Source organism: Dyella tabacisoli (assembly GCF_003350925.1).
Classification (GTDB): domain Bacteria; phylum Pseudomonadota; class Gammaproteobacteria; order Xanthomonadales; family Rhodanobacteraceae; genus Dyella_C; species Dyella_C tabacisoli.
The window spans coordinates 186,442-204,040 of record NZ_KZ857177.1; the positions used below are offsets into that span (position 1 = coordinate 186,442).

The 17,599-nt window shown below is 61.1% G+C and carries 13 protein-coding genes; 4 read left to right on the top strand and 9 right to left on the bottom strand.

Annotated elements, in window-relative coordinates:
• Positions 1–60: 60 nt before the first annotated feature.
• The 8 genes from DVJ77_RS12775 to DVJ77_RS12810 form a co-directional block, all read right to left on the bottom strand.
• Positions 61–1,065 (bottom strand): YhdH/YhfP family quinone oxidoreductase, encoded by a 1,005-nt coding sequence (locus DVJ77_RS12775; RefSeq protein WP_114845904.1) that lies wholly within the window; start codon positions 1,063–1,065, stop codon positions 61–63.
• Between the two features lie 46 nt (positions 1,066–1,111).
• On the bottom strand, positions 1,112–1,711 hold the full coding sequence (locus DVJ77_RS12780) for an LOG family protein (RefSeq protein ID WP_114845905.1): 600 nt from the start codon (positions 1,709–1,711) through the stop codon (positions 1,112–1,114).
• Between the two features lie 99 nt (positions 1,712–1,810).
• Complete coding sequence (gene lpdA, locus DVJ77_RS12785) at positions 1,811–3,235, bottom strand: dihydrolipoyl dehydrogenase (protein WP_114845906.1); 1,425 nt, start codon at positions 3,233–3,235, stop codon at positions 1,811–1,813.
• A gap of 135 nt (positions 3,236–3,370) precedes the next feature.
• Complete coding sequence (sucB, locus tag DVJ77_RS12790; protein WP_114845907.1) at positions 3,371–4,567, bottom strand: dihydrolipoyllysine-residue succinyltransferase; 1,197 nt, start codon at positions 4,565–4,567, stop codon at positions 3,371–3,373.
• Between the two features lie 7 nt (positions 4,568–4,574).
• On the bottom strand, positions 4,575–7,421 hold the full coding sequence (locus DVJ77_RS12795) for a 2-oxoglutarate dehydrogenase E1 component (RefSeq protein ID WP_114845908.1): 2,847 nt from the start codon (positions 7,419–7,421) through the stop codon (positions 4,575–4,577).
• Positions 7,422–7,712: 291 nt separating this feature from the next.
• A complete protein-coding gene (locus DVJ77_RS12800; RefSeq protein ID WP_225427979.1) occupies positions 7,713–8,222 on the bottom strand; it encodes a DUF7931 domain-containing protein in 510 nt (169 codons plus the stop codon).
• Between the two features lie 35 nt (positions 8,223–8,257).
• Positions 8,258–9,451 carry a cupin domain-containing protein gene (locus tag DVJ77_RS12805; protein WP_114846102.1) on the bottom strand — a complete coding sequence of 398 codons (1,194 nt, stop codon included), beginning with the start codon at positions 9,449–9,451 and terminating at the stop codon, positions 8,258–8,260.
• A 46-nt stretch (positions 9,452–9,497) separates the two neighbouring features.
• Positions 9,498–10,241, bottom strand: coding sequence for a sulfite exporter TauE/SafE family protein (locus DVJ77_RS12810; protein WP_114845909.1), 744 nt, complete (start codon positions 10,239–10,241; stop codon positions 9,498–9,500).
• Positions 10,242–10,398: 157 nt separating this feature from the next.
• On the opposite strand from DVJ77_RS12810, the gene DVJ77_RS12815 reads away from it, so the two are divergent.
• Genes DVJ77_RS12815 through DVJ77_RS12830 form a run of 4 tightly spaced genes read left to right on the top strand, consistent with a single transcriptional unit; the run spans position 10,399 to position 16,531 of the window.
• A complete protein-coding gene (locus DVJ77_RS12815) occupies positions 10,399–12,198 on the top strand; it encodes an assimilatory sulfite reductase (NADPH) flavoprotein subunit (protein WP_114845910.1) in 1,800 nt (599 codons plus the stop codon).
• A gap of 17 nt (positions 12,199–12,215) precedes the next feature.
• Positions 12,216–13,925: an assimilatory sulfite reductase (NADPH) hemoprotein subunit gene (gene cysI / locus DVJ77_RS12820; protein ID WP_114845911.1), complete on the top strand. Its 1,710-nt coding sequence runs from the start codon at positions 12,216–12,218 to the stop codon at positions 13,923–13,925.
• Complete coding sequence (locus DVJ77_RS12825) at positions 13,922–14,659, top strand: phosphoadenylyl-sulfate reductase (protein WP_114845912.1); 738 nt, start codon at positions 13,922–13,924, stop codon at positions 14,657–14,659. Before cysI ends, DVJ77_RS12825 begins: the two co-directional genes overlap by 4 nt.
• 54 nt (positions 14,660–14,713) lie before the next feature.
• A complete protein-coding gene (locus DVJ77_RS12830) occupies positions 14,714–16,531 on the top strand; it encodes a bifunctional sulfate adenylyltransferase/adenylylsulfate kinase (RefSeq protein ID WP_114845913.1) in 1,818 nt (605 codons plus the stop codon).
• Between the two features lie 59 nt (positions 16,532–16,590).
• Here DVJ77_RS12830 and DVJ77_RS12835 read toward each other — a convergent pair whose 3' ends face one another.
• Positions 16,591–17,583 (bottom strand): LysR substrate-binding domain-containing protein, encoded by a 993-nt coding sequence (locus DVJ77_RS12835; protein WP_114845914.1) that lies wholly within the window; start codon positions 17,581–17,583, stop codon positions 16,591–16,593.
• Positions 17,584–17,599: the final 16 nt, after the last annotated feature.

Genomic DNA, 17,599 nt, shown 5'->3' on the forward strand with positions numbered 1-17,599 from the left:
TTCTACGTGCGACCTGCCTTGCTTCCAAGCGCTGTGGCATGCGCTGCAACCCAGATCGCTTCAAATCTCTCCGATATGCACCAGCGTACGGCCAAACGAGGCGCCCGTCAGCATGGTCTCGAAAACGCCCGGCAGCGCATCCAACTGGACTTCACGGGTACAAATGGTAGGTAGCCGCTGAGGCTTCCAGTTGCTGGCAAGGTGCTGCCAGACTTGCTCGCGGATGTCGCGCGCAGTGCCGGCAGAGGCAATACCGAGCAGGCTGGCGCCGCGAATGATGAAGGGCATTACTGTACTGTCGAACGCGATGCCGCCAGCATTGCCGCAAATGGCGACGTTGCCGTAGGGTGCTATCAGCGGCAGCAAGCCGGCCAGCATAGGGCCGCCGACATTGTCCAGCGCGCCGCCAAAGCGTACCGAATCCATCGGCTTACCACTGAAAGCCAGTTCGTGTCGGTCTATGCATACCGTCGCCCCCAGCGTGCGCAGTACGTCGAAGTGATCGGTTTTGCCACTGATGGCATGCACCTCATAGCCAGCATGGCTGAAGATGTCGATGGCCAGCATGCCGACACCGCCGCTGGCGCCGGTGACGGCGATAGGGCCGTGTGCCGGTGTCTGGCGGTTGTCCTGCATGCGCAGTAGTGCCAGGGCAGCGGTAAAGCCGGCAGTGCCGATCACCATGCTCTCGCGCAGGCTCAGGCCGTGCGGCAACGGGATGGTCCACTGCGCCGGCAGACGAACGTATTCGCTGTAACCGCCATCGCGTGTTTCGGAAAGGCCGCTGCCTGTGCACAGCACCGCATCGCCTTCTTTGAAGGCCGGATCGGTGGAAGCAACCACATGGCCGGCGACATCGATACCGCCATTGAGCGGAAATTGCCGGAGGATCTTGCCTTTGCCGGTACCGGCCAGGGCATCTTTGTAGTTGACCGAGGAATAGGCGACTTTGACCAGCACCTCGCCCGGTGTCAGCGCATCGGCACTGAGCATGTCGATGCCGCCGCGGTAACCGGCGTCATCTTGATGAATACGAAAGGCGCGGAAGGCATTTGGGCTCGTCATATCGTCGCTTTGGCCTGGGGCTGTTCTTGGTAGTGAAACCGTTCCATCAAGGGCTGGCTACAACGGCCGGGTCGATCCATTTAGGCGTATAGGTGCTTTGGTATTGCGTCATCCAGTCCAATAGCGACTCCATGCTATCGCCGAACCATACGCTTTCACGTTGCTCGGCCCGAACAAACCCTTCCGTCACCATGTGATCCATCATCGTGCGCAAAGGGCTGTAATAGCCGCGGACATTATGGAAAGCGCAGGGGTAACGGTGCAGCCCGAGCTGTGCCCAGGTCAGCATTTCGAACATTTCGTCCATCGTGCCGAAGCCACCGGGCAGGGCGACAAAGGCGTCGGACAATTCGAACATGCGCGTCTTGCGCTGGTGCATGGTCTCGACCACATGCAGTTCGGTAAGCCCCTTGTGCGCTACCTCGCGCTCGACCAACTGGCGCGGGATCACGCCGATCACCTTGCCGCCGCCAGCCAATACGGCGTCGGCTACCGTACCCATCAGCCCCACCTTGCCGCCGCCATAGACCAGGGCAATACCGCGACGCGCCATTTCACTGCCAAAGGCACGGGCATGTTCGATGTAGTCCGGATGCGTGCCGCTATTGGAGCCGCAGTAGACGCAGAGGGCGGTGACTTGGGACATGGAGCGCACTCGTTAAGGGATGAATGGAAATGGCAAGGCTTTAAAACAAACGGCCCGCCCATGTCGCCACGGGCGGGCCGCACGGTCAACTGCAGTAACTCAGTTGCCCTTATGGATCGCGCGCTTATCCACCGACAACGCTGCTTCGTGCACAGCTTCGGACAAGGTCGGGTGAGCGTGGACAATACGTGCCAGATCTTCGGCGGAGCCTTTGAACTCCATGGTCACTACGGCTTCGGCGATCAGCTCGGACACGCCAGGACCGACCATGTGCACGCCGAGCAGACGATCGGTCTCGGCATGGGCGAGCATCTTCACCTGGCCGACGGCCTCGTTCATCGCGACGGCGCGGCCGATCGCAGCGAACGGGAACGTGCCGACTTTGTACGGAATGCCGGCGTCCTTGAGTTCTTTTTCGGTCTTGCCGGCCCAGGCAATTTCCGGCTCGGTGTAGATCACCCACGGAATGGTGTCGTAGTTGATGTGGCCGGCTTTACCGGCGATCCACTCGGCCACCGCAACGCCTTCTTCGGAGCCTTTATGCGCAAGCATCGGTCCACGCACCGCGTCGCCAATAGCCCATACGCCATCGACGCCGGTGTGATTGTGCTCGTCGACCACGATGCGGCCGCGCTCGTCCAGCTTCACGCCGGTATCGTCGGCCAGCAGGCCGGCGGTGTAAGCGCGGCGGCCCACGGCGACCAGCAGCTTGTCGACGGTGAGCTGGTGTGCGCCGTCCTTGTCCTCGTAGGTCAGCTCGACCTCATTCTTCTTGATTTCGGCTTTGGTGAGCTTGGCGCCGAGCTTGATCGTGAGTCCCTGCTTGGCGAACTCGCGAGCGGCAATCTTGGCCACGTCGGCGTCGGCGACGGAGAGGAAATCCGGTAGTGCCTCAAGGATGGTGACGTCGGCGCCAAGGCGCTTCCACACGCTGCCGAGCTCCAGGCCGATCACGCCGGCACCGATCACGCCCAGGCGCTTCGGTACTTCGGTGAGGTCCAGTGCGCCGGCGTTGTCGACAATATTTTTGCCATCGAACTTGGCGAACGGCAGCTCGATGGGCACCGAGCCCGAGGCGAGGATGACGTTGGTTGCGCTGATGGTCTGCTTGCTGCCGTCGGGTGCAGTGACCTCGACGCTATTGCCTTTGAGCAGCTTGCCGGTGCCGAAGAACGGCGTGATTTTGTTCGCCTTGAACAGTTGGCTCACGCCACCGGTGAACTGCTTGACGATCTTGTCTTTGCGGCCAACGAACGTCGCCACGTCAATGCGCGGATTGTCCGCACTGATGCCGTGCACCGCAAAGTTATGCGTCAGATTATGAAACTGGCGCGAGGAATCCAGCAGCGCCTTGGACGGGATGCAACCCACGTTCAGGCAGGTGCCGCCGAGGGCCTGCTTGCCGTCCTTGCCGACGAAGGCATCCACGCAAGCGGTTTTCAGGCCAAGCTGCGCGGCGCGGATCGCGGCCACATAGCCGGCGGGGCCGGCGCCGATGACGATGACGTCGAATTTATCGCTCATTACTTGTTCCTTGCTGCGTGACGCGCCGGTAGGGCGTGGCATGGTGGAGCGGGGGAGGTGTGCGGCGAGTGCGCGGTTTGCGCTACGACTCGCCACCAGAGCTTCGTTACCTATTTTCTTTGATCGCCAAGGCGATCAAAGACCAAGAAGCATGCGCTGCGGATTCTCGAGCTGGTTCTTGATATCGACCAGGAACAGTACGGCGTCTTTACCGTCGATGATGCGGTGGTCGTAGCTGAGCGCCAGATACATCATCGGCGCGGCAATGACCTGGCCGTTCTCGACAATGGCACGCTCTTTAATGGTGTGCATGCCGAGGATGGCGCTCTGCGGCGGATTGACGATCGGCGTCGAGAGCAGCGAGCCGAAAGTGCCGCCATTGGTGATGGTAAAGGTACCGCCCTGCAGATCGTCCAGGCCGAGCTTGCCGTCGCGCGCTTTCTTGGCGTACTCGAGAATGCCTTTCTCGACATCGGCAAAGCCCATGTCCTGCACGTCACGCAGCACCGGAGTGACCAGGCCCTTGTCGGTGGACACAGCGATCGAGATGTCCTGGTAACCGTGGTAAATCACGTCGTTGCCATCGACCGAAGCATTCACCACCGGGTGGCGCTTGAGCGCTTCGGCGGCGGCTTTGACGAAGAAGCTCATAAAGCCCAGCTTGACGCCGTTGGTCTTCTCGAACTGCTCGCCCAGTGTTTTGCGCATCTTGACCACTTCGGCCAGATTCACCTCGTTGAACGAGGTCAGCATGGCGATGGAGTTCTTCGATTGCATCAGGCGCTCGGCAATGCGCGCGCGCATGCGAGTCATCGGCACGCGTTCTTCCGGACGTGCGCCCGGCGTGGGCTTGGCAGCTGGCACTGCGGCCGGCGCACCGCTCTTGCCGTAGTTGACGAGATCTTCTTTAGTGACGCGGCCGTCACGGCCGGTGCCGGTCACGTTAGAGGCGTCGATTTTCTGCTCAGTGGCGACGCGCAGGCCGGCCGGAGACAAATCGGCGTTACCGCTGGCGGCGGCCTTCGGCGGCTCGGCGGCTTGTGCTGGAGTCGGGGCAGCGGCGGCAGGTGCGGGCGCCGGCGCGGCAGCGGCAGCACCTTCTTCGATGACTGCAATCACCTGCTGGCTGAGAACCGTGGCGCCTTCCTGGAACTTCAGCTCCTTGATGACGCCGTCGACCGTCGAGGGTACTTCCAGCACAACTTTGTCGGTTTCCAGGTCGACCAGATTCTCGTCGCGCTTGACCGCATCACCGACCTTTTTGTGCCAGGTGGCGATCGTGGCGTCAGAAACAGATTCGGGCAGAACGGGGACTTTGACTTCAATGGACATGCTGGTCTTACTCCGCGGAGTGGTCAGTGCCGACCGGCGCGATAAGCGCCTGCTCGACGAGCGCCGACTGTTCGGCGACATGGGTGTTGAGGTGACCGGCGGCCGGGGCCGGCGAGCGAGCGCGTCCTGCGTAGGACAGACTGTGCTTGCTGCCGATGCTGGCCTGCAGGTGATGACGAATCTGGAACCAGGCGCCTTGGTTCATCGGCTCTTCCTGGCACCAGATCACTTCCTTGGCGGAAGCGAATTTTTCCAGTTCGGCGGTGACTTCGGGACGCGGGAACGGGTATAGCTGCTCGACACGCACGATGGCGACATCTTTCAGGTCGCGCTTCTCGGCTTCTTCCAGCAGGTCGTAATAAATCTTGCCGGAGCAGAACACCACGCGCTTGACCTTCTTCACCGGCAACTCTCGATGCTCGCCGATCACCAACTGGAAACTGCCGTTGGCCAGCTCGTCCAGGCTGGAGATAGCCAGCTTGTGACGCAGCAACGATTTCGGCGTCATCACGATCAGCGGCTTGCGAGTAGGCCGCAGCATCTGCCGGCGGATCATATGGAAGTCTTGCGCCGGAGTCGTCGGCACGCAGACCTGCATATTGTCCAGTGCGCACAGTTGCAGGAAGCGCTCAAGACGGGCGGAGGAATGCTCCGGGCCCTGGCCTTCATAACCGTGCGGCAGGTACAGCGCCAGGCCGCACAGGCGGTTCCACTTGGCTTCGCCCGAACTGATGAACTGGTCGATGACCACCTGGGCGCCATTGGCGAAATCGCCGAACTGGCCTTCCCAGATATGCAGTGTGTATGGATCGGTGGTGGAGTGACCGTACTCGAACGCCATCACGGCTTCTTCGCTGAGCAGCGAGTCGATCACTTCGACATCCGCGGTAGCGCGGATATTGGCCAGCGGCATGAAGGTGTGGCCGTCTTTCTGATCGTGCAGCACGGCATGGCGATGGAAGAAGGTGCCACGACCGGAGTCCTGGCCGACCAGGCGCATGTCGTAGCCGGCGTCGATCAAGGTGGCGTAGGCGAGATTCTCGGCAAAGCCCCAGTCGCCCGGTAACTCGCCGGCGGTCATCTTGCGGCGGTCTTCGTAGATCTTCGCCACGCGCGGCTGCAGGGTGAGATCGGCAGGCAGTTCGAGAATCTTGTTAGCCAATTCGAGCAGCTTCTGCTTGGACACCGTCGTATCGACCGGATCGGACAGCTTGCCGTTAATCAGGCCACTCCAGTCCACCTCGATGTCTTTGACCAAGGTGTTGGTGAGCTCGGTCATCGGCGTGCCGGCTTCGAGACGGGCACGATAGTCTTCAAACTGCTTTTGCGCGTCGCCGTCGGCGAGTACGCCTTCTTTCACCAGTTGCTGCGCGTACAGATCGCGGGCGGTAGGGCGCTTGCGGATGATCTGGTACATCACCGGCTGTGTCGCGGCGGGCTCGTCGGCCTCGTTATGGCCGTGACGGCGATAGCAGACCAGGTCGATCACCACATCTTTACGGAACTGCTTGCGGAAATCGTAAGCGAGGCGGGTAACCTGGATCACTGCTTCCGGGTCGTCGCCATTCACATGAAACACCGGTGCATTGACCATCTTGGCCAAGTCGGTGCAGTACATGGTGGAACGGGCGTCCTGCGGATTCGAGGTGGTAAAGCCCACCTGGTTGTTCACCACCACATGCAGGCTGCCGCCGATCTTGAAGCCGCGCGCCTGGGACATGTTGAACAGTTCCATGTTCACGCCCTGGCCGGCCAGGGCGGCGTCGCCATGAACCAGTAGTGCAATGGACTGTTGGTGTTCGGTATCGCGGCGGCGAACCTGGCGCGCATGCACCGACCCGGCGACCACCGGGTTGACGATTTCCAGGTGCGACGGATTGAAGGCCAGCGCCACGTGCACGCCGCCGTTAGGCGTCTTGACGTCGGCGGAGAAGCCCATGTGGTACTTCACGTCGCCGGTATGGGCAGGGTCATCCACATGCTCAAAGCGCCCTTCGAACTCGTCGAACAGGGTTCGCGGCAGCTTGCCCAGGATGTTGACCAGCACATTGAGGCGGCCGCGGTGGGCCATGCCGATCACGACTTCCTTGATGCCGTTGTCGCCAGCCGCGCGAACCATGTCGTCGATCATCGGAATAAGGCTGTCGCCACCTTCCAGCGAGAAGCGCTTCTGACCGACGTACTTGGTATGCAGGTAGCGTTCGAGGCCTTCGGCTGCCGTCAGGCCGTCCAGGACGCGCTGTTTGCCGGCCTTGTCCAGCCCGGCGCTGCCGTGAGCTTGCTCCAGGCGGGTATAGATCCAGTTGCGCTGTTCATGGTTGCTGATATGCATGAACTCGGTACCGATGGTACCGGTGTAGACCTTTTGCAGCCGTGCCAGCAGCTCGCGCAGCTTGAGGCGCTGACCGCCGCCGGCGTAGTTGCCGGTATCGAACTCGGTATCGAGGTCGGCATCGCTCAAGCCGTGGAAGGCCAGCCCTAAATCAGGCGCCGACATTTTTTCGGTCAGGCCGAGCGGGTCGAGATCGGCGGCAAGATGGCCGCGCGAGCGGTAGGCAGTCAGCAGGCGAAGGACGCCGGCCTGCTTGCGCGCATGCTCGTCGTTCATGGGGACGGTGACCGTCGCGGCGCCGTTGTGACGCTGTTTTTGCGCCGCCTCTATACGCGCAATGGCCGCGGCGTGGGAAACGTCTCCCGACTCGCGGCCATTAAAGGTCTTGAAATATTGGCCCCACTCAGGGGAAACCGACGAGGGGTCGGTCAACCAAAGGTCATAGAGTTGTTCGACATAATCGGCGTTGCCGCCAGCGAGTTGGGAGGAATCGAAGAACTCGCGAATCAGGTTTGTGCTCACGTCACCACCGGCAGGGAAGGAGGCTAGCAGCGATCTGTCCGGTTAGGCCGATCGCTGGCGAAAATCCTGTTAATTATAGCCTTGAGCCGCCATGGCACGGCAACCCAAATCGCCGATAAAAGTGGGGATCATCGGTGAAACTTCCAGCTCGTCCTCATCGACGACCGCCATAGATCCGTGGTTTTGTGTGTTTTAAGACGAAATCGAGGTCATTGAGGGCCATAACAGATGGCTAACCAGCGTTCAGGTGGGTGGCTTGGCGACGCCATCGCCGCGGCTTCTTCCTCGTCTCTAAATGGCCAGCGGCTGCAGCATCGTAGCGCGCTCGGCGCGCTCCCAGACCGTCTCGAAGTGCTGCCATAACGGCGCTTGTGCGGCGCGGTCCTGGCTGGCTGCACGCCCTTGCGGGCGATGGGCATCGGGCTGGAACAGATAGCCGTCGCTATCGTTAAGCAGGTAAGCGCTGGGATAGGCCAGGTCAACGGCGTCCACCGGCGTGCGGACTTGCACGATGCTGGATAGGCGTTGGACCAGGGCAATCAGGCGGTGGTCTTCCCGCAAGGCCGCCGCCGGATCGTGCAGCAGGATACGAATGAGCGCGCCGCGACCCGAGATGGCGATGCGGCGTAGCTCGGTCAGCTCCTGCGGGCTGGCGAGAACCTCGCCTGAAAGCTGTGGCTGATAAATCGCCAGGCGATGACGCGCTTGCGCCAGCAAACTCAGGCGACTTGCTGCCAGCTCGCTGCGGTTGCTGGCTGGCAGCGGCTCGCTATCGGGATGCGGCATGGTAGGCGTACCCATTAAAGCCTGCTCTATGGTGAATTCATTTCGCGAGCTCAGCGGCGACGTGTTTTCTGCGGAAGCAGGTGACCATCATTGACCAGCGCCAACAGTAAGTCGCGGTCCGCGGCCGGCAGTCTTTTGGCCGGAACGAGCGAGCGCTCCGCACAAAGTTGCTCGGCCAGGGCGGCGGAGGCTGGGTAAGCATGGCCGCTGACATATAACGTACAGCCTGACTTGTCCCGGCTCCACGCCAACCGTGACCATGGATGACGCAGCAGGTGCGCGCCGGCATCGAGTTGCTTGACGAGGGCGGCCGCGGTCAATGGTTTATCTGTCGGCGCCGGCATCTGCGTGCTGCGATAGCGGGTGATAAAGCGACCGAACCAATCGTTCAGTGTGGCCTCGCTGAGCGCGGCGGCGAACGGCAAGGCCTGTTTGAGGCGGGCCAGGGCATGGCGGTCAATCTCGCCGATGGCCTTGGCCGGGGCGAGGTCGGGGTCGGTATAGCGCAGTTCTTCCGGTAGCCGTTCGGCGAGATAGTCGGCCAGGTCGCCGGTCAGTTCGGCTTGCGAGGGTGCGCGCATACCGACCGAAAAGGTCATGCACGGGCCGCCATAAGCGACACCGTCATGCGGTACGCCGGGGGGCAGATACAGCATGTCGCCTGGGTCCAACAGCCATTCGTGGGTCGGCTCGAAATGCTTGAGCTGCTTCAGCTCGATGTCGTCGCGGAAATCTTTTGGCGCGGCAGGGTCGGTGCTGATCGCCCAATGCCGTTGACCAAGCCCTTGCAGCAGGAAGACATCGTATTGATCTACATGCGCGCCAACCCCGCCATCGGGTTCGGCATACGAAATCATGATGTCGTCCATGCGCCAGCTAGGCAGGAAACGGAACGACTCCAATAAAGCAGCCACATCCGCATCCCACTTGTCCACGTCTTGCACCAGCAGGGTCCAGTTTGAATTCGGCGTTTTCGTGAAGTCGTCTTCACTTAACGGGCCGATCTTCACGTCCCAGCGATCGCGCTTGGTGTCGTGCACGATGAGCCGTGACAAGGCACCTTCTTCGCAGGCCAGGCCGGCCAAGTCGTTGGGTTCCAGTGGTGGCAGGAAACCGGGAAAGGCATTGCGGATGAGTAACGGGTGTTTTTGCCAGTAGTCGCGCAAGAAGCGTGCGGGAGACATGCCCAGCGGCTGCGTTGCCGAGCCACGGACTTCGATCGTGAGGGGGGCGGATGGGGTCATCCGGCGATTGTAGCCGGGCAGCGCGGCTACGCGAATCAAGAAGGGGTTACTGAAATGCCTTCACCACATTACTCAGGCCCAGTCCCAATACGGCGATGGCCGCCATCGTCGTGACGACTCGGGCCGGAATCACCTTGGCGAACAGTGCGCTGAACGGCGAGGCGAGCGCGCCGCCCAGGATCAGGCCAAGCACCGCCGTGCCGTGGGTGGCACCGACATGCCATAAAAAGGTCAGGCTGGCCGATGCGCTGACCACGCATTTAGCCAGGTGAGTGGTGCCGATGACGATGCGCGGTGTGTTGCCGCGAGCTACCAGGCTGGTGACGGTGAGGGCACTCCAGCCGCCGCCGGCAACGGCATCGGCAAAGCCTGCGACCAGGCCCAGCGGGCGCGTTCCATTGAGTACTTCGTCGCTATGCCCTGAATTGCGGCTGGCACGCAACAGCAGAAACACGCCCATGCCCAGCAGATACGGCGTGAGGGCCAGGCGCATCCAGCTTGCTGGCACGTAGCTGACCACGCAGGCGCCGATGACCGCGCCGATCACGCCGGGAATCATCAGGCTAAAAAACAACCGGCGCCGAACGTTGCCCGCGATGAGGTGACTGATCCCCGAGGCGCCGCAGGTGAAGGTTTCCGCGTAATGCACGCTTGCGCTGGCAACCGCCGGGGGCAGGCCCAGGCCAAGCAGCATCGCTGTCGAGGCAACGCCGAAGGCCATGCCGAGCGAACCGTCTATCACTTGGGCGAGCGCGCCGACGAGGGCAAACGTGACAAATTCCGAAGGCATGGTCTTGCCGCGATGAAGGGTGGGTGAGTATTGGTCGCCCCTGTGGCAAGCGGAAATAAGGCATCGGCATATGGTCATGCCTAACCGTCCTTTCCATGGATTTTTACATTCATATAACTTTGGATGCTCAGACGTATAGAAGTCCAAAGGAAGCAATGTGAGTGCTGTGATTGCCACGGGTATCCAGGCCCCGGCGCTGAATGCCGATAAAGCCGCGCTGTTGGCGCGATTGGCCGATGGGCTGGGGCCGGTCGAGCTGTACTGGGCCGCGGCATGGCTCGCATCGCAGGCCAGTGGCGCAGGTGTCACGCCGGCACAGGCGCCGGCCAAGGCCGCGACAGAGCGGCTGACCATTGTCTACGGCAGCCAGACCGGCAATGCCAAGCGCATTGCTGAGCGGCTTGCCGAGCGCAGCGAAGCGGCTGGGTTGCCCGTGCGATTGTTGCGTGCCGATGCCTATCCGCAGCGCGAACTGGCGCAGGAGCGGCAGCTAATAGTCGTCATAAGTACTCAAGGCGATGGCGATCCGCCTGATGATGCGCTGGGACTATTTGAGTTTATTGTCGGCAAGCGGGCACCCAAGCTGCCCGCCCTGCGCTTTGCCGTACTGGGCCTGGGGGATTCAAGCTATCCGCAATTTTGCACGATCGGCCAGCAGCTCGATGCGCGGCTGACAGAACTTGGTGGCGCCCGTTTTCTGCCGCTGGGCATCGCCGACGTGGATCACGAAGTCGTCGCCAATCCATGGCTGGAGCAGGCACTGGAAGCCGCGCGCGACCTCTTGAAAGACATCGTGTCGGCGACGCGGGTAACGCCCTTGTATGCCGTGCCGAATCGGGCTCTCTACAACCGTGAGCAGCCGTTTGCCGCCAGCGTGTTAGCTAATCAGCGAATCGTGTCGCGCGATAGCGACCGAGATATTCGCCATGTCGAACTTTCCCTTGCAGGCTCGGGCCTGACTTATGAGCCGGGTGACGCGTTTGGCGTGTGGCCACAGAATCCGCCGGCACTGGTGGCGCAATGGTTGGATGCCTTGCGGCTCGAAGGCTCGGTGGAGGTTGCCCACGACGGTCGCAGCCTGCCGCTGTCGCAATGGCTTGCTCGTGAGCGGGAGCTGACGCGGCTCAATCAATCGTTCCTGAGCGCACATGCTGCGCTTAGCGGCCATGCCGATCTGGCGCGGGTTCTGCAGCCCGAACATGCCGACGAAAAAGCCGCCTTGTTCGACAGCTTCCAGCCGATCGATTTACTGCGTTTGTATCCGGCGGCATGGAGTGCCGAAGCCTTGGTCAGCGCATTGCGGCCGATGACGCCGCGCTTGTACTCGATCGCCTCCAGTTCGAAGGCAGTAGGCGATGAGGTCCATTTGACGGTCACCGTGGTCGATTACCAGGCGCATGGCACGCAGCATTGGGGCGCAGCCTCGTCGTTCTTGGCGGCAACCGATGAGGACGGCACGGTGCCGGTTTTCATCGAGTCGAACGAGCGGTTCCGCCTGCCGGCCGATCCGACGCGCGACATCATCATGATCGGTCCGGGTACAGGTGTGGCGCCGTTTCGTGCATTCGTGCAAGAGCGCCAGGAGATCGGCGCCAGCGGCCGCAACTGGTTGTTCTTCGGTAATCGTCATTTCGGCGAAGACTTTCTCTACCAGGTCGAGTGGCAGGAAGCACTGAAGAAAGGTTCGCTGCATCGACTCGATCTGGCGTTCTCGCGCGACGGCGAAAACAAAGTCTATGTGCAGCAACGTCTGCTTGAACAGGGCCAAGAGCTGTACGCCTGGCTTAAGAGCGGTGCGTACCTGTACGTCTGTGGCGATTCAACCCATATGGCGAAGGATGTCCACAACACCTTGATCGAGATCATCGTCACCCATGGTCGGCAGCCGCTCGATGACGCAAAAGCCTGGTTGGCCGATCTCATGCAACAAGGGCGTTATGCCCGCGACGTTTACTGACGTAGGTCTGAGTTGACATGGCAACGACACTGTCCGATTTCGAACGCATAAAAGCCCAAAGTCGCCTCTTGCGTGGCGGCATCGCCGCTGGGTTGGCCGATCCAATCACCGGCGCTATCAGCGACGATGACAACAAGCTGTTGAAGTTTCACGGCAGCTATCAACAGGACGACCGCGATTTGCGCGATGAGCGTCGCCGGCAAAAGCTTGAGCCAGCCTATGCGTTCATGATCCGGGCGCGCCTTCCAGGCGGTGTGGTGACCCCTGTGCAATGGCTGGAGTTTGATCGCCTGGCTCGCGAACACGGTAATGGCACGTTGCGCATTACCACGCGGCAGACATTTCAATGGCACGGCATTATCAAACGCAAGCTTAAGCCGACCATCGCTGCGATCCACGATGCGTTGTCCAGCACGATTGCCGCCTGCGGCGACGTAGTGCGCACGGTGGTGAGTACCGCCAATCCCATCGAGTCGCCGGCACATGCAATCACTTACGCCTGGGCGGCGCATCTGTCGGAGCATCTGGCACCCAAGACTCGTGCTTATCACGAGATCTGGCTTGATGGTGAGCAACTGATTGGCGAGCAAGAGATGGAGCCGCTCTACGGCGCTACTTATCTGCCGCGCAAGTTCAAGATCGGCCTGGCGATTCCACCGCTCAACGACGTTGATGTGTTTGCGCAAGACCTGGGCTTGATCGCGATCATCGAGCAGGGCGTGTTGCTTGGCTTCAATGTCGCGATCGGCGGAGGCATGGGCGCCACGCACGGTGACCCGACGACCTACCCGCGCCTGGCCAGTGTGATCGGCTTTGTCACACCGGAACAACTCACCGCCGTGGCTGAAGGGGTTGTCGCGGTACAGCGCGATTGGGGCAATCGCAGCGAGCGCAAACATGCGCGATTGAAGTACACCATCGACCATCGTGGTCTGGATGCGGTCAAGGCCGAACTGGAATCACGCCTCGGCTTTCGCTTGCAGCCGGAACGTCCCTACCTGTTCGAGCATAACGGCGATCGTTACGGCTGGATCGAAGGGCACGATGGCCGCTGGCATCTGACCCTGCATATCGAATCAGGACGCCTTGTCGATACGGATGAGCGACGCTGGCTTACCGGCATGCGCGAACTGGCACAGGTGCACACCGGCGATTTCCGTTTGACCTGCAATCAAAATGTGATCGTGGCAAATGTCGCCGCAGCGGATCGCGCGCGCATCGATGCCGTCGTGCGCGATCATGGTCTGGACACTTATGTGACCAATCGTGGTATCCGCAGCCACGCCGTGGCCTGCGTGGCTTTCCCGACATGTGGCTTGGCGATGGCCGAGAGCGAGCGTTATCTGCCGTCATTTTTGTCGCAGTTGGAGGCGCAGCTCGAGCGGCATGGCTTGGCCGATGCGCCGATCCTGTTGCGTTTGTCCGGTTGCCCCAATGGCTGCTCGCGCCCTTATCTAGGCGAGATAGCGCTGGTGGGGCGTGCGCCCGGTCGCTACGACTTGCGGTTGGGGGCCGATTTTCGCGGCCAGCGACTCAATCGCGTTTATCGCGAAAATGTCGACGAGGCGACGATTCTCGCGGCACTCGACGGCTTGTTCGCCCGCTACGCAACCGAACGCCATGCAGGCGAGGGCTTTGGTGATTTCCTGACCCGTATCGAGGTGGTGAATATCGATGCTGCTGCGTCATCACCGGTTCGCCAAATTCCTATCCAGGTGACCGCATGAATGCCATGCCGTTGAGGCCCCGCAGCGACAAGCCAGAGGTCTATCCCGAGGCGGAGTTGATGGGGCTGAATACCTGGCTGGCAAAGCGCTCGGCCGAAGAGCGCGTGGCATGGGCGTTAGATGAGACGCCCGGCCCTCAGGTGCTGTCATCGAGCTTTGGCGCGCAGGCCGCGGTGTCGCTGCACATGTTGACCAGGTTGCAACCGGAAATCCCGGTAGTGCTGATCGATACCGGCTATTTATTTCCCGAGACCTACCAATTCATCGACGAATTGACCGCGCGGCTGCGGCTGAATCTCAAGGTCTATCAATCACCGTTGAGTCCCGCCTGGATGGAAGCGCGCGATGGTCGATTATGGGAGCAGGGCATCGCCGGCATCGAGCGCTACAACCAGCTACGTAAGGTCGAGCCGATGCAACGCGCGTTGTTCGAGCTAGGCGCCACCGGCTGGTTTGCCGGTCTGCGTCGCGGCCAGTCGCATAGCCGTGAGGCGATTGATTTTGCCGAACGCAAGAACGGTCGCTGGAAATGGCATCCGCTGGCCGACTGGAGCGACCGCGATGTCGGCATGTATCTCAAACGACACGAGCTGCCTTATCACCCGCTATGGGAGCAGGGTTACGTGTCGATCGGCGATACCCACACCACGCGGCGCTGGGAGCCTGGAATGGATGCCGAAGACACCCGCTTTTATGGCCTCAAACGCGAATGCGGGCTGCATCACCTTGTGTGACTCCCATCGTTCGGCGATGGCCACTCCCCCGATAAATAAGATAAAGAAACCATCATGAGCCAGATCTTGCCCGACCTTCTCTTGTCTGATGTAACCGATGAAGCGTTGTTCAATCAGGTGGCGATCAGCGAGTCCGGTGTAACTGACCGCGTCGCTGACGCCCCACTCATCGCCCCGCACGGCGGCGCGCTGAAGGAGCTTTATCTGCCCGCCGCCGAGGTCGAGGCATGGACGCGACGCAGTGCCGAGTTGCCCGGTGTCGACCTTGGCATTCGCCAGCTATGCGATCTGGAGCTACTGCTGAGCGGGGCATTTTCGCCGCTTGAGGGGTTTCTCACCCAGCGCGATTACACCCGTGTCGTCGAGGAACTGCGTTTGGCTGACGGCACCTTATGGCCGATGCCGATCACTTTGGATGTGAGTGAGGCATTTGCCGCGCAACTCGCCCCCGGCAGCGAGGTGGCCCTGCGCGATTTGCAAGGTGTGCCGCTCGCGGTGTTGGAAGTGCAGGATATCTATCGTCCCGATCTTCAGCACGAAGCGTTGAAAGTCTTCGGTACGCTCGATCGCACTCATCCCGGCGTCGCTGCTCTGCTTGAACGCACACGTCCGGTTTATCTCGGTGGTCGCGTACGCGGAATCCAGTCGCCGGCGCATTACGATTTCGGCGAATTACGTGATACGCCGCGTGGATTGCGCGCATGGTTCAAGGCGAATGGCTGGAGCCGCATTGTGGCCTTCCAGACGCGCAATCCGATGCATCGCGCACATCGCGAACTCACTCTGCGTGCCGCGCAGCAAGTCGGAGCCAAGTTGCTGATCCAGCCGTCGGTGGGTCTGACCAAGCCGGGTGACGTTGACCATTACACGCGAGTACGTTGCTATCACGCCTTGCTGGCGGAATACCCGCAGGGTGACGTGAAGCTTTCGCTGCTGCCGTTGGCGATGCGTATGGGCGGCCCACGCGAGGCACTGTGGCACGCGATCATCCGCAAGAATTACGGCGCCAGTCATTTTATCGTCGGGCGCGATCATGCCGGTCCAGGAAAGGGTGCGGACGGTCAGCCTTTCTATGGCGCCTACGAGGCACAAGAGCTGCTCGAACAACATCAGGCCGAGCTTGGCATTCATATCGTGCCGTTTCCGGCCATGGTTTATGCGGCCAATCGCGATACCTACTTGCCCTCCAATGAGGTGACCGCCACGGACGATGTGCGCGATGTTTCAGGGACTCAGTTGCGTCAGTTTCTGCATGACGGTGCCGAGATCCCGGCATGGTTCAGCTTTCCCAATGTAGTGAAGATTCTGCGCGAGCGTCATCCCGTGCATGCACCGCGCGGCTTTGCGCTGTTCTTTACCGGCCTTTCCGGTGCGGGCAAATCGACTATCGCCCAGGCGGTGATTGCCCAATGGCTTGAACACAGCAGCCGCCCCGTGACGGTGCTGGACGGGGATGAGGTACGTAAACACCTGTCGCGCGGATTGGGTTTTTCACGGGAGGATCGTGCGGCGAACGTCACGCGTATTGCTTATGTGGCGAGTGAAATCGTGCGGCATGGCGGCGTCGCGATTTGCGCGCCGATTGCACCCTATGCCGAGGATCGTGCCGAGGCGCGCGCGCTGGTGGAGGCACACGGCGATTTCATCGAGATCCATGTCTCCACGGCGTTGGAGGTATGCGAATCACGCGACCGCAAAGGCCTTTATGCACAGGCACGCGCCGGAAAAATAAGCCATTTCACCGGCATCAGCGATCCCTATGAAGTGCCTGAGCATCCCGAATTGCGCCTGGACGGCCATGCTGCCGAACCGGTGGTGTTGGCGCGGCAGATTCTGGCGCTATTGCGCGATAGAGGTTTGATTGCCGGTTGAGAGTTATGCGGTGCGATGCCCTCTCCCCGAAAGTGCGCAAAGACAGGGAGAGGGCAGGCTTAAGCGGCGTCGGGAAGCAGCAGCGCGGACCGCTCGCGCCAATGCGGCACGACCGGCCACTCATAGGGTGCATTGGTAGCCAGCGCCCGCGTGACATCACGACGATTTAAATGCGGCGCGAATTGATGGATGAACTCCAGCACGTATTCGCGCAGAACGGCTTCGCGGCGCAACACGATCCAGGTGGTGCATTGAGGCAGCAGATGATCGGCTGGAAGGACGCGCAGATCGGCGTCGCCGGACAGCATGGCCATCTCGGCCAGTACGCCAAGACCAAGGCCGGCGCGGACATAGGTTTTAATCAAATCGGCATCGCCGGCAGTCATGGCGATCCGCGGGCGCAAGCCGGCGCCTTCAAAGGTTCGGCGCAGCGATGACTCGGTCTTCAATGACGATTCGTAGCTGACCAAGGGCCACGCAGCGAGGTCATCCAGTGACAGTATGCGTTTTCTTTCCGCCAATGGATGGCCATCTGGAGCAACGATGACCCGGTTCCAACGGTATGCGGGTATGGCGATACCCACCGCGGGTGCTATGCCGGTACCGCTGACGACGGCAAGGTCGACACGCCCTGCCTCAAGCTGTGCCAGGGCTTCGTCGGCGGGCCCAGGCAGCAGATGCACGCTTACCTGGGGGTAGCGCACATTCAATTCGGTGATCGCGGCCGGCAGCGCAAAGCGGGCCTGCGTATGCGTGGTGGCAATATGAAACTCACCACGCGCATCGTTGCGCAGGTTGGCGGCGATCGAGCGGATGTTGTCGGCTTCGGCGAGGATCGTGCGAGCGCGGATCAGCACATGCTGGCCGGCATGAGTCACAGCCTCAAGGCTCTTGCCTTTGCGGATGAATAATCGAAAGCCCAGCTCATCTTCAAGCTGCTTGAGTTGCTTGCTCAGGCCGGGTTGGGTGGCATGAATGCGCTCAGCGGCGAGCGTGATGTTCAGTCCGGCGTCGGCGATGGCGATGAAATAGCGCAGTTGGGTCAGAGTCATGGCGATAGGTTCGTGA